The sequence below is a fragment of the Stieleria bergensis genome, assembly GCA_007745635.1.
Classification (GTDB): domain Bacteria; phylum Planctomycetota; class Planctomycetia; order Pirellulales; family Pirellulaceae; genus Stieleria; species Stieleria bergensis.
On record CP036272.1, the window covers coordinates 112809 to 126938 of the forward strand.

7 protein-coding genes and 1 tRNA gene are annotated in these 14130 nt (G+C 55.9%); 5 read left to right on the top strand and 3 right to left on the bottom strand.

Going from position 1 to position 14130, the window contains the following annotated elements; translation table 11 throughout:
• Window positions 1-432 precede the first annotated feature (432 nt).
• On the top strand, window positions 433-1713 hold the full coding sequence (gene clpX / locus SV7mr_RS00345; protein ID WP_145268178.1) for an ATP-dependent Clp protease ATP-binding subunit ClpX: 1281 nt from the start codon (window positions 433-435) through the stop codon (window positions 1711-1713).
• Between the two features lie 717 nt (window positions 1714-2430).
• On the top strand, window positions 2431-2979 hold the full coding sequence (locus SV7mr_RS00350) for a hypothetical protein (protein ID WP_145268180.1): 549 nt from the start codon (window positions 2431-2433) through the stop codon (window positions 2977-2979).
• A gap of 1146 nt (window positions 2980-4125) precedes the next feature.
• On the opposite strand, the gene asnB is transcribed toward SV7mr_RS00350, so the two are convergent.
• From asnB to mutL, 3 genes are all read right to left on the bottom strand, one after another.
• Window positions 4126-6033, bottom strand: a complete 1908-nt coding sequence (gene asnB / locus SV7mr_RS00355) for an asparagine synthase (glutamine-hydrolyzing) (protein ID WP_145268182.1) — start codon at window positions 6031-6033, stop codon at window positions 4126-4128.
• A gap of 9 nt (window positions 6034-6042) precedes the next feature.
• The gene (locus SV7mr_RS00360) at window positions 6043-7026 is read right to left on the bottom strand and encodes a serine/threonine protein kinase (RefSeq protein ID WP_145268184.1); all 984 of its coding nucleotides are present in this window, start codon (window positions 7024-7026) and stop codon (window positions 6043-6045) included.
• 157 nt (window positions 7027-7183) lie between these two features.
• Window positions 7184-9250, bottom strand: a complete 2067-nt coding sequence (mutL, locus tag SV7mr_RS00365; protein WP_145268186.1) for a DNA mismatch repair endonuclease MutL — start codon at window positions 9248-9250, stop codon at window positions 7184-7186.
• A gap of 368 nt (window positions 9251-9618) precedes the next feature.
• Here mutL and SV7mr_RS00370 point away from each other — a divergent pair.
• The 3 genes from SV7mr_RS00370 (at window position 9619) to SV7mr_RS00380 (ending at window position 14122) form a co-directional block, all read left to right on the top strand.
• A tRNA-Ile gene (locus tag SV7mr_RS00370) sits at window positions 9619-9692 on the top strand.
• A 50-nt stretch (window positions 9693-9742) separates the two neighbouring features.
• The gene (locus SV7mr_RS00375; protein WP_145268188.1) at window positions 9743-11656 is read left to right on the top strand and encodes an AAA domain-containing protein; all 1914 of its coding nucleotides are present in this window, start codon (window positions 9743-9745) and stop codon (window positions 11654-11656) included.
• A 117-nt stretch (window positions 11657-11773) separates the two neighbouring features.
• Entirely contained in the window at window positions 11774-14122 is a 2349-nt protein-coding gene (locus SV7mr_RS00380) for an alpha/beta hydrolase family protein (RefSeq protein ID WP_145268190.1), read from the top strand.
• The last annotated feature ends 8 nt before the right edge of the window (window positions 14123-14130 follow it).

Consider the following 14130-nt stretch of genomic DNA (forward strand, 5'->3'; position numbering starts at 1 on the left):
TTGACGAAGCGGTGTTGCTACGCCGGGATGCGACCTATTCCGCAGTTGGCCCTCCCAATCAACTCTGGGCAATCGGCTTCGGAAACCATAGACCAACTTGTTAACAACGCCGACGTTTTCACATTCGTCAAGGACGAATCCTTTCAAATCACCTCCCGTTGGGAAGTTGATGCCGAGTCACAACACTGCCTTGCCTGGGAGATTTCCTTGGGCGGGCCAAACCAAGCGTGACCTCCGCATCGCCTTCCCAGCATTGACGCGAAAGCAATGTGAAAGCTAGAGCCGAACCGTGTGGAGTTTTCTTTCGATGCAGTGTCACCGTTGACCGGAGACCTGATCCGACTGCGTGCACCCGTTGTGCGATCGTGGGCTGGGTCATTGGGCAAGTCAGCAGGGGCAAGGTAGCGAAGGGAAGCCAAAAAGGAGCTTTCCATGCCCGTCAAGGACAATAACACGACTACCCGAAGCGGATCCTCCAACAAGAAGAACGCCTTCTGTTCCTTCTGCCGCAAGAGTTATCGTGACGTCGGCCCGTTGGTCGAAGGTCCCGGCGATGTTTATATCTGTTCTGAATGCATTGAACTTTGTCAATCCATTCTCGAACAGGAAGAACGCCGTCGTGGACCCAGTAAATCGCTATTCAAAGAAACGCCTTCACCTCGTCAGATCGTTGAACACCTCGACGAGTACGTGATTGGTCAAGATTCCGCCAAACGTGTCTTAGCCGTTGCGGTTCACAATCACTACAAACGCTTGACCAGTGAATGGGAAGGCACCTCGGACGTCGAGATCGAAAAGAGCAATATCCTGTTGGTCGGTCCAACCGGTAGCGGCAAAACCTTGTTGGCTCGATCGATGGCTCGGATGCTGGACGTTCCCTTCGCAATCGGCGATGCAACCACATTGACCGAAGCGGGCTACGTTGGCGAAGACGTTGAAAACCTTCTGCTAAAACTGCTGCACGCGGCTGACTTTGACGTCGAAGCGGCACAGCGCGGTATCTTGTACATCGACGAAGTGGACAAGATCGGCAAGACCGGTGGCAATGTCTCCATCACTCGCGATGTCTCTGGTGAAGGCGTTCAGCAAAGTCTCTTGAAAATGCTCGAAGGCACCGTTGCCAACGTTCCCCCACAAGGTGGACGCAAGCACCCTGAGCAACAATACATCCAAATCGATACCAGCAACATCCTGTTCATCGTTGGTGGAACCTTTGTTGGCATCGATGACATCATTCGCCAACGGATGGGACACAAGACTCTGGGCTTCGGTGACGCGTCTAGCTCGCGCAACGAAATGACCGCCTCTGAGTTGGTTGCCGAGATCCAAGTCGAAGACGTCATGCAGTTCGGCTTGATTCCCGAATTGGTCGGTCGACTGCCCGTCGTCAGCTACTTGCAGGAACTGGATGAAGAAGGCTTGGTGCGTGTGCTGCGTGAACCAAAGAACGCACTCACCAAGCAGTTCGAAGCACTGTTCAAAATGGAAAAGTGCGAACTGAACTTCACCGAAGAAGCCTTGCACGAGATCGCCAAGCGTGCTCTGAATAAGGGTGTCGGTGCTCGTGGCTTGCGTGGCATTCTGGAAGACGTGATGCTGGACATCATGTACGAATTGCCCGAGCAAGGTGAAGGCAAAGTCTACACCATCGACGAAAAGGTCGTGCACGGCAAGCGGGACTTGTTCACCATGCCGACTTCGAAAAGCGCCTAACGTCCGCTTGGTTTAGAAGGGTGCGTGCACGCACGCACCCAACCGGAAAAGTTCTAGTGTGCCGTGCTTGCGCGCACCATCTATCCACGTAGTGTGCCGTGCTTGCGCGCACCAATCGAACGGCAGCGCACAACTGGTCCGCAATCGCGTGGAATTTCCGCATCTGCACCACTGGGCTTGAAGAGTTTCTAAGCAGTGGTGCTCGCACGCACGATCGTGTCGCCTGCCCTCAATTCGTCCTGTCACAGATCAGGACGAAGGAAAACGCAGATAGCGCAGAGTGGCCTTCGTGATCTCTGTTCCGCAGTGTTTCAATCTTTCGAGTTCAGGCTATGCAGCCGACGCGGCGAACGTTTGTCGCCCGATCGTTCCATTGGCAGTGTGCCAGCGCACACCCTTCGTCGATTCGATCGATGCCGTGGCAGTGTCCTCGTTAACAGTTTCCGCTTAATGATTGCGTCTCCTGGCAATGGTGGTGAAGTCGGGAATGAACCACGAAGGACTCGAAGATCGCGAAGGAGGAAGTCGCGATGGAAAGAGTGGACAGTTCTCAATTGAACGCTGCGAACGTAGTCATGTTGCCTGAACGCCGAAGGTATTCCACACCAAAGGCCAGGGTCGCGCAGCGCACCCTGGTTCAGTAGCCAATCAGGTCCTCCTACCCTGCAAGGGTTGAACAAATAGGCCGCCACTGTTTGTCCCCAGGCAGGAATCAACATGTACAGCTTCGATCGACAGGGCCGCATGGACACCCACAGCACCGTGACTCCTAGCGGTTCCGTCGAAACGGATTACGAGTATGACAACCTGGGGCGACTGGACACGCAAACCGAAAGCAATGCTGCCGGGCAAGTCGTGGCCTCTTATGACTACGACGTGCGTCCCGATGGCAAACGTGTCTCGCTGAGCGAAACCCACTGGTTTGACGATGATGCCGATGGAGTCAGCGAGCCAACCGACGGAGACAACGTTCGCGATGCGAGCGAAGTCCTGCAGTCACAGTATGACTGGACCTATGATGCTGCCGGCCGCCTGACTGACGAAGCTCTCAACCACTGGGACGATGCGGTCGACGTCAGCGAATCATTTGTCTATGACCTGACGGGCAACCGAGTCGGCCTTCAGCGTGACGCTGGCAATGACTCCGTCGTCGATCAAGCGTTGACCTACGAATTTGATGCCAATGATCGCCTGCTCCACGAATACCTCGACAGCGACAACAACGGCGGCACAGACCAGACAACAGTATCACACCCAGCAGACTGAAAAGACGCTCTACAACGGGTTTGTCGACGATTCCAGGGGATGTCCCGTGTGTTGCTAAAACTCTTGATGGTCTCTCTGATGATGACTTGATGGAACTTGCAGGGGCGAAGCCGATCAGGTGCCGACTTCCCTGGGACGTCCAGGGCTGTGATCAAGGCCGGGAGTGGCTGGTGACTAGCAAGCTTGCAGAGGCCCTTTTTAGCGTTGGGCAATGGGGACGGTGGAATGTCCCGTTTCGATCAGTGGCTCACGCTGCCCCCATGCTTCACGCTCGTCGTACAAGAGACGGAGTGTTCGACGTCTCGAATCGGGAACACTAATAGGCACTCATTTCCACTAATTGATTCGTGTTGATAAGTGCTTATTAGCGTTCTCCATTTCCAGCAATTGCCTCCATTCGCATTCGAGGCAGTGGACTTGACTTAACAGGCCATCAACCGAGTTCTGATGTGGGGACGGAGTTTGAGCCCTGATGGGTTGCCTGGTTATACTTGGGTGTCCAAGGCGTGTTTGGGTTGGTGGCTTTGTTAGAAGTGCCGTGCGTTTGACGGCTTGGCAGTGTGTTGACGCAGTAAGAGTGCGTTTGATTGGCCCGGTGGATTGAAATGGTCTGGTTTTGACGCGTTTGGATGGCCAGCGGCGCTGGTGTCAGTTTTCTAGTGCAAGGGTTTGGGCGAGAAGCCTTGGAGTTGCTTGCGTTCTGATGGGCTTGCCAGGACCCTTTGTAGAACACCTACGGCGTTCGGAGACGATGTGTGTGGGGCCTGTCCCCAGGGTGCGCTGCGCGACCCTGGGCTATGGGGTAGAACACCTTCGGCGTTCGGGCATTCGGTCCGGACTGGAAACCTTCGGGGACGGTCCAGGGAGGAAGATTGTGACCTCCTCCTTTGTGCTCTTCGTGTCCTTCGTGGTTCATTCCCGGCTTCCGCTGCGATTGCGGACAGACGCTATCATCAAGCGGAAACCGATAAACCGAGGCCCTTTTCCGCCTCCGGAATAAGCTGTTGTAAGAGCAACTCCGACTGTGGTAGCAATCGATACGCGAGCAGAAAATAACCCCGTCGGATCAATGCCCTGTACCGAGTCGGCGTGCACGTCGGAGTACTTTGTGCAGGGTGCTGTGCTTGCACGCACGAGATTCCCTGGTTAACTCCACTGACGCAGCCAGGTCTCCAGCATCAACAGGTTCCACAATCGGTATCCGTGATTGTTTTCCATGCTGGTGTGTTCTCTGACCAGGCGACGGACGGTTTCGGGGCGGAAGTAGGGCGTGATCTTGGCGTCATCGGCCAGCAGCGTTTCCTCCACAAAGCCCTTCAGTTCCTTGCGGAACCAAGCGCCGATCGGAATGCCAAAGCCCATCTTGGGACGCGTAAAGATTGAGGCCGGAATCAAGTCACCAAGCGCATCGCGCAGCAGCTGCTTGCCACGCCCGCTGTGATACTTGAGTTCCACCGGAAGCGAAGCGGCAAACTCAACCACGCGATGGTCCAGCATCGGCTGGCGAACTTCCAGCGAATGTGCCATCGAGGCGATATCGACCTTGGTGCACAAGTCACAGGGCAGATACGTGAACAAGTCGGAAATCGACGCTCGCGTGATCAAGTCGCGACCCTGAGTCCGCCGCCACATGTCTTCTAAGAATTCAAAGGGATCTTCGCCCGGTAGCTGTTCAACAAAGTCATCGGTGTACAGGTCGGCACGCAGTGATTCAGGAAAGATCTGCAGCCAGTTGAGATAGCGTCTTGCTTCGGGTTGCCCCAGAGCTTCAAGGAACCGTTTCGCGCGACGAACGATTGAACGTCGCTTGTTGCTGTCCGGCAGACGCTGCACTAAGCCAATGCCAGGCATTCGATGCAGTGGAAACAGACGCGAGAGGCGATGGCTTAGTTGCAGAGCTTTGTAGCGTTCATAGCCGGCAAACAATTCATCGCCGCCATCACCGGAAAGTGCCACGGTGACTTCGCTGCGAGTCAGTTCGGACAAGTACCAAGTGGGAACCGCCGAGGAATCGCCAAAGGGTTCATCATAATGCCAGGCTAACTTGTCGATGATCTCAACGGCATTGGGCTGAACTTCGAACCGAGTGTGTTTGGTGCCCAGATGATTGGCGACTTCTGCGGCGTAATGTGTTTCATCAAAGTCGGCGATCGGAAAGCCGATGCTGAAGGTGCGGATGGGCTGACTGCTGGCCTGTTGCGCGAGTGCCGTGATCAGTGACGAATCGATGCCGCCGGAAAGAAACGAGCCCAGCGGGACATCGCTTTGCAACCGCAGTTTGACCGAATCACTAAGCAGCTCGCGCAGTTCCTCGCTGGCTCTCTGGCGACCGATCACGCGTTCGGCCTTGGGGTCGAAATCCCAGTACGGCTGAACCTTGAGTCCGTCTTTATCGAACACGGCGTAGTGTGCCGGGGGCAGCTTGCGAACGCCTTTCCAGATCGTTCCCGGATAAGGGATGTATTGATAGGTCAGGAATTCGTCGATGGCCGCCGGATCAATCTCGTTGCAGACGCCATCAACGGCAGCAATCGTCTTCAGTTCGCTTCCAAAGACCAGTCGATCGCCGGTGACCGCGTAATACAAAGGTTTTTGGCCGATGCGATCGCGCGCTAAGATCAAACGTTTGCGAACGGAATCCCAAATGGCAATCGCGAACATGCCATTGAGATGTGCAAAGCAGTCCGTGCCTTGATCTTCGTACAAGTGCACGATGGTCTCGCCATCGCCATCGGTAGCAAAGCGGTGCCCGCTACCCTCGAGTCGCAAGCGGAGCGATTTGTAGTTGTAGATCTCGCCGTTGAAGACCGCTTGCACGCGTCCGTCTTCGTTGCCCATTGGTTGGGCGGCGCCTTGCAGGTCAATGATGGACAGGCGTCGAAAGCCAAACGCAGTGCCAAAGCGGCGGCCCTGTCCATCGACTTGATCACGTCGAATCCAAGTTCCCAGATCATCTGGCCCACGATGGGTGATCGCGGCGGTCATCTTTTCTAAGGTTTGGTCGGAAATGGCCAGCGAATCGCTCTGCCATACCGCTCCAGTAATTCCGCACATCGATGTTGTTTAACCTTGGTCCAAAAGCGGCAATAGCTCGCGGAGTGACTGAACCATTTCCGTCATGGCTTGAAAGCGGTCACCGGGCCTCTTTTCAATCGCCCGCATGACGATTTCATCGGCTAGCGGAGGAATCTTCCGATCCGGAGAACGCTCACTGGGCGGAGGCACCGAACAGGAGATGATATTGTGGAACGTCTCGTCAACATTGGCACCGCGAAACGGTTCCCGAATCGCCAGCAGTTCATACAAGCAGACGCCAGCGCTGAAGATGTCAGAGCGTTCGTCGATGGCTCGTGTGCCTTGGATCTGTTCAGGCGACATGTACAGCGGCGTGCCGGGACGTTGGCCTCCGCCGGTCAGCGTTTGCAATTGATCGTTCTCTTTTGCCTTGAGTTTGCTGGCATCATAGCGCTGCAGGGTCTGGTCATCGATCGCACCCCAGACTTTGGCAGTTCCCCAGTCCAGCAAGTAGACCTCGTTAAAGTTGCCAACCCAGATGTTTTCGGGTTTCACATCACGGTGGATCACACCGCGCGAGTGCGCGTAGGCGAGCGCTTGACAGGTGCCGATGAGGCTTTCCACGCGGCGATGAACGTGATAGTGCGCGGTGGTCTGTTTGTCACCGGCTGCGATGCGTCGGAGGATTTGAAACAGGTTTTCACCGGAGATCAATTTCATGGTGAAAAAGATGCCATGCATCAAATCCGTTCCGATATCGTAAACCGGTACGGTGTTGGGATGCTGCAGTTGAGCGGTCACACGAGCTTCTCGCAACAGACGTCGCCGCTCGTTATTGTCGCCGCGTTTTTCAAAGTGCAGCGTTTTGATGGCTACATTGCGACCCGTCACGGGGTCAAAGCCAGCGCGCAAAATGCCGTTGCCACCGCGGGCGATCTCACGCAAGCCCGTGTAACGCTCGATGTTTGGCGGTACCTTTCTGGGCAGGTCGGGGTCGGTTCCCGATAAAATAATGGTCGGCTCTTGCTGCATAGCGATTCCGTACGTTCCCTTGCTGCCGGCGGTGCCAATCGGATGCTCTCCGATGAATGATTCAATTATACATCGGAATTAGAGAGCCCTGGAATGAGCGAGACCGCGCGGAACGAACGTAGGAATTGGTCGCCCGTGGCAAAATTCCGCGCTCGATTCATCTGGCTCTCGGCTTTCCACGCGGGCCTAGACGTCCAAACATGCGATCCAGTTCATCGCGGCTGAAGAACAGCGCGGTGGGGCGCCCGTGCGGGCAGTGGTGCGTGTCTTGATAAAGATCACGCTGTTCTAATAGTGTAGCGATCTCTTCAGAATTCAGCGGGTCGCCCGCTTTGACTGCGGCCTTGCAGGCGATCGTGGACAATAAATGGTCTAGCAAGACGATCGGCTCGGGTTTCTCGCCACCGCCGAGCACGGAGTCTAGGATCGTGCGGAGCATGTCCGTCGGTGAGACGTTTTTCAGCATCGCCGGGTAAGAGTGGATCACGATCGTGTCGCCACCGAACTCGTCGATTTGCAGTCCAATCTCGGCCAAGGTTTTCTGATGCTCCATGACCGTGGCCCGTTCGGCCGGCGTCAGCGAGACCGGTTCGGGAACCAGCAGCCCTTGGGACTCCAGGGCTTGTCCGCTTTCCAGGACCCGTTTCTTGACGCGTTCATAGAGCACGCGCTCATGCAAGGCGTGTTGATCAATCACGACCATGCCGGTTTCGTCTTGAGTGACAAGGTAGCGGTTGTGGACTTGGAAACCCAAATAGCAGGTGGTGGGAGACTGCCAGGGGGCAGCGTCGCCAGGGGCCGACATCGGACCTTGCCCAGCGGCCAGCGCGGTGTTGTCACCGACGGGTTGCAGAGAGTCGGAATTGGGATCCAGCTGGCCGATCCCTGCGGCTTGATTGCCAGGGGGTGAGAGTGTTGATCCGCCGGGGAAGGCTTGGAACTCGGGGACACCACCAAGTTGGCTGGCGGCCCAGGCCGTGGCTTCCTGTGATCCACCGCCATTTGATCCACTGCCCTGGGGGGAAACAAACACATTGTCGCTGCTCGACTCGTTGCCCCTTGCCCATTGGATCACGGATTGTCGATGCGCTTGTTCGGTCGCTGTTTGATCGCTGGTGGCTTGGCCCATCATGGCCACTGAATGGGGCTGCGCGGTGGTGGGGCCAGGGGGCGTTGCTTGGCTGTTGTCGGTCCGCCCAACACTGTGCGTGAGGTCAGAGGTCAGAAATTGGTGACGCAGGGTTTGCAGCAGGCGCCCATAGACGCGTCCACCGTCGGTGAAGCGAACTTCTAGCTTGGTTGGGTGAACATTGACGTCGATCATCTCCGGCGGCATGTTCATGCGCAAGAAGCTAACCGGGTGTCGGCCTACCATTAGCAGTCCGCGATAGGATTCGCCCAGTGCGTGCTGCAACGCGCGATCGCGAATGTGTCGTCCGTTTAAGAACAAGTACTGCATCCGAGAGTTGCCACGACTGACACTGGGGTCGCAAACATAGCCGCGAATTTTGATTTGGCCATCATCGTTATTGATGGCGATCAGAGACTCAGCGATCTCATCACCAAAGAAGGCCGCGATACGATCAGCCCAGCGCTCGGTGGCCGGGAGATCATGCAAGGGTTTGTCGTTGTTGCTCAGGACGAAGTGGATGTGTGGATTCGCCAACGCAATCCGCGTGAAGGCTTCAACGATGTGCCCCTTTTCCGTTTGGGCAGTCTTCAAAAAGCGATGACGGACGGGGGTGTTGAAGAACAGGTTACGGACTTCCATTACCGTGCCCACCGGACAGCCGCAGGGTGCGGCGGGTTCAATCACGCCACCGCGCACAAGGATCTCGTTGCCAGCATCGGCGTCTGCGACACGACTGCGAATCGTCATCTGGGAAACGCTGCCGATCGACGCCAGCGCTTCACCACGAAACCCCAGCGTCGCGACATGAAAAAGCGCCTCGTCGGTGGGCAGCTTGCTGGTCGCGTGGCTGGCCAAGGCCAGCGGCAATTGCTCGGCGGTCATGCCGCAACCGTTGTCGCTGATGCGGATCAGTTCCGTTCCGCCACCGACGATGGAAACTTCGATTCGAGTCGCGCCAGAATCGACGCTGTTTTCCATCAGTTCTTTGACCACCGATGATGGCCGCTCAATCACCTCGCCAGCGGCGATTTGATTGATCAGATTTGCGGGCAACTGACGAATGGTCGGCAGGGTTCGTTTTGTAGCATCCATCAATGCAATGTATCCACATTGAGAGAGAAATCCAACGGGTTCAGCCTGACAACTTAACAACTGCAATGGAACCTGCGTTTACTGAATTCTCCCGATCAAACCACAGAATCAGCGAAAAAAACCAGGTGAATATTGCTAGCAATTGTCGATCAAACGGGTGGCAGAGCTTGGATTTTTGGGCCCCAGACATTAGGCTTTTGGCCTGAAAGTCAAGTCCTGTTGGACGGTTTTGGAGCCGCTGCTGGGAAGGGTTTGCCGATCATTGGTCCGAACCTGGCCTGTGGGGCAAACGTCTCGCAGGCAGCTCAAGCGGCCAAGTTTGCTCTGATGACACCACTTGGCTTTCAATGCAGATGCGTTTTTCAAAAGGGGGCGTAGCTCAGTCGGTTAGAGCAGGGGACTCATAATCCCTTTGTCGCGGGTTCGAGTCCTGCCGCCCCTACTTTTATTCTTAGCTTTCTTTCTTAGAGAGCTGTTCGGTGAAAGCTCTTTATGGCGTTCTCTAGCCAATCATTAGACGATCTTTCTGTTGACGACTACTTTGACGTGCTCGCGCGCTGGCTTGAACTGGAGGGCGAAGCGGAGCGCGAACGGATGGCTCAGCGCCGGCAGCTGTCGCGTCAACAGGATGCCGAACGCACCGGTGAAGCCATTCTGGGGCTGCAGATCAGTGACCATGGAACCGGCCTTGCCGGTCGCATGCTGATCACGTTCAGTAAAGCCGATGGGAGTCGACTGCCCATGAATCGGCTGAAGGTCGGGTCGCCGGTCGTCATCAGTGATGCCAGCAACGTTGCCGATCAAGGCATCCCCGGTGTCGTCAGTCGCCGCAAAGGTGAGTCCATTCAGGTCGCCTGCGAACGCTGGCCCGAGGCAATGCGCTACCGCTTGGATCTGTCCCCCGACGAAACCACTCGCCGCCGTCAGTTGGCCGCAATGGCGTCGGCGCGGATGGCCAAAGGACGAACCAAGCAACTGCGCGAGATGATTCAGGCTGGCAAAGCGATCCGCTATGTAGAGCCAAAGCCGCTCTCACCAGCCAAGCATCTGAATCAGCCACAACAAGATGCGGTGGCATTTGCGCTTTCACAGCCAGATCTGGCAATTTTGCATGGACCACCGGGAACCGGTAAAACCACCACGCTGGCAGAGGTGATTCATCAAGCGGTCCAGCAAGGTCAGCTCGTGCTGGCGTGCGCGCCAAGCAACACCGCCGTTGACAATTTGCTTGAACGCCTGGTCCCACTCACACCGTCGGTGGTTCGCGTTGGCCACCCAGCCCGCGTGTTTGAATCATTGCGTGGACACACATTGGATGAACGGGTCGACCAAGATCCAACCTCTGATGTGTTGAAGGACATGCGCCGTGAACTCGCTGAGATCCTGCGGTCAGCAGCGAGGCCCCATCGTGGTCGTGATGGCAAGCGAAGACGCGGTCTGCTGTACGCCACCGCGGGTGACTTGCGCGGTCAGATTCGCAACCTGGAACGGCGGGTGGTGCGCGGTGTTTTAGAAGCTGCCGATGTGATCTGCACCACGACAACCATTGACGATGATCTGTTGGGGAACATCGATTTTGACATGGTTGTCATCGACGAGGCCTGCCAGTGCACCGAAGGCGGCGTCTGGCAAGCCATCTTAAGGGCCGACAAAGTTGTCATGGCTGGCGATCATTGCCAGCTGCCGCCAACTGTCTTGTCCGATCAGGCCGCCAAGGAAGGCATGCGTGATTCGATGATGCATCGCTTGATCGAACGCGAAGGCCAAGACATCTTTCGTCGCTTGACAGTCCAGTATCGAATGAATGAACCCATCATGCGGTTTTCTTCCGATGAGTTCTATGATGGCAGCTTGATCGCCGATGCCAGTGTTGCCGAACATCGCTTGGATCAATTGGCAGGTGTTGAATCCCTGCCGATCACACAGGAGGCCATGATGTTCGTTGATACCGCAGGCGCCAACATGAACGAACGCATGGAACAGGATGGGCAAAGCAAATTCAACCCCGGCGAAGGCAAGCTGGTCGTCGACTTTGTCAACGAGTTGATCACCGCCGGGATGCAACGTGATCAGATCGCCGTGATCGCGCCTTATGCAGCTCAGGTTCGTTGGTTGCGCCGGAACTCCTCGATGCGAGACATCGAAGTGGATACCGTGGACGGTTTCCAAGGCCGCGAGAAGGAAGCGGTAATCATTACGTTCACCCGCAGCAATGATCGAGGCGAGATCGGGTTCCTGGCCGACACCAGACGCACCAACGTTGCCTTGACCAGAGCGCGGCGGAAACTGATCGTGATTGGTGATAGCGCGACCTTGGGTAGCAATCCCTTTTATGGAAAACTGTTGGAGTATTTCGAAAACGCCAACGCCTATCGAAGCGTGTTTGAGTTCGGCGTGGACGCGTAACAGACAAAAGCCAGTCATTCCAGGTAAGCCCCGCTCGCGAACGCGTTAAGCTTGCGTTTACGATATGATGGGAGACCTGCGAATGTTGCTGTTCACCGCGTCTCGTTGGTTTGTCTCATGTCCCCGAATTTTCTTTGCACCGCGATTAGCGGTTTGCTGACGCTAGCCTTGAGTGTGTTTCTTAGTTGCGAACTTTCTGCTCAGCCAGTGCCACCTGATCAGCCAGTGCCGCCTTGGCCGGTGCTAAAGCCCTCCCGTGATCGCCAGCCGCTACCGGGAACCCAGCCATTGCTGGGGGAGCATGATTTTGCGGATGTCATCCTGGATGGTGTGGATCAGTTTTTGCAACAAAAGATTGACCAGTCCAAACGAAATCGTTCCCGTCCCGATGCACAATCTTCCGGTGACCGACGAACTCGTTTTGGAAACCAGTTGGGCTTGCATCGCGACCAATGGGTGGACAATGGTCAGTTTTCGCGGTTGGGAGGCATCGCCGCGGCGCCCACCGAGATCATCGGCGTTTGCCTGACCAAAGTCAGTTGGTCGGCATTTGCCGGCGTGCAGGGATTCGGGTTGTTGCTGCAACCGGCGAAGACTCCGGTTGCCAATGTGATTCTGATCCCGGACGCAGACCAGGATCCGTTAGAGTTTGTGGTTGCCGCGGGCAACGAACCGTCTAATGGCGGACCGGCCTGGGCGTTGGCAAACGCGGGTTGCCGCGTGCTGATCCCGCTGCTTGTCGATCGTTCGATCAACAGGTATCGCTTGACCGAACGAGAATGGTTGCATCGTCCTGCCTGGGAACTGGGACGGACTCTGACAACATATGAAATGCATCAAGTTCGCGCCGCCATCGGCTGTTTGCAACGACTGCCCGCCACCGGATCTGGCAAGTGCTTGCTCGGTGGCTGGGGCGAAGGTGGGCGGCTGGCGATGTATGTTGGGGCCGTTGACCAGCGGGTCGCTGGAACCTTGATCAGTGGCTACTTTGGGCCGCGAGATTCGTTGTGGACTGAACCTGCCGAACGCTCGGTGTTCGGGTTGTTGAACGAGTTTGGTGATGCGGAAATCGTTTCGTTGCTGGGGAACCGTGGGGCGTTCATCGAGCATTGCCCAGGTCCCACATTCGGCTATCGATTGGACGAAGATGGCGAGATTCAAATCCTGACAACGCCTGCTGGTTTGCCGGGCAAGCCCGGAAAGTTACCGCAGTTCGACGCTCAAGCGGTGAACGATGAGGCGCAGCGAATCGCAAACCGTGACGCGATCGAGCTGATTCATCGCCCGTCGCCGTTGTCATCCGAGACGCTGCAGGCATGGCTGAATCTGTCCGGTGTCGCGGCAACGATTGATCCCAATGCCGTGGTGAATGCCAGTGATCAAACGCTGCGACAATCGCTGCAATTGCGTCCCTACCAAGAGCGGTTGGTCGAGCAATTGAGGCGGCACAATCAATGGGCCTTGAACGATTCGCGGCGCATTCGGCAAGCACGCATGAAAGCCCTGGATACATCCTCGATCGATGCGTATGCCGACGCCTGCGAGCCACTTCGCCGCGAGTTTGCTGAGCAAGTCATCGGTCAGTTTGACGACAAGTTGTTGCCCGCCAATGCACGCTCGCGAAAGTATCAAGAAGGACCGCTGACGGTGAGCTACGAAGTCACGTTGGATGTCTTTCCCGGTGTCATCGCGTATGGGATTTTGACTTTGCCAAAGGACCTGTCGATGGAGGGGACAGAGAAACGACCGGTGATCGTTTGCCAACACGGTTTAGAGGGACGCCCGCAAGATGTGATCGGTGAATCCAAGTTCAAAGCTTACGCGGCATTTGCAACTCGGTTGGCAGAACGAGGCTTTGTCACCTTTGCGCCGCAGAACTTCTACATCAAACAGGATCGCTTTCGTTTGATGCAGTTCAAAAGCAATTCGATTGGCCGAACGCTATTTTCGGTCATCGTGCCTCAGCATCGTCAGATCACAGATTGGTTGGCGGAGTTGCCATTCGTCGATGATCGGAAAATCGCCTTTTATGGTCTTAGCTACGGAGGCAAATCTGCGATGCGGATCCCTCCGCTGGTGCCACGTTATTGCTTGTCGATCTGTTCGGCTGACTTTAACGAATGGATTTGGAAGAACGCTGCGACCGATCCTGCTTCGCTGCGCTACAGCTATGCCAACAAAGGCGAATACGAGATCTTTGAGTTTAATCTTGGCAACACGTTCAATTACGCCGAGATGGCCGCCTTGATTGCACCGCGTCCGTTCATGGTCGAACGGGGGCACTTTGATGGTGTTGCGCCCGACGAAACGGTGGCGTATGAATTTGCCAAAGTCAGAAACCTCTACCAAGCGAGACTGGGACTTGAAGACCGCTGTGAAATTGAATGGTTTGTCGGCCCCCATCAAATCAATGGTGTCCAGACCTTTGAGTTTCTAGAGAAGCATCTTGGTATCGCCATACCGTAGTGCGTGAC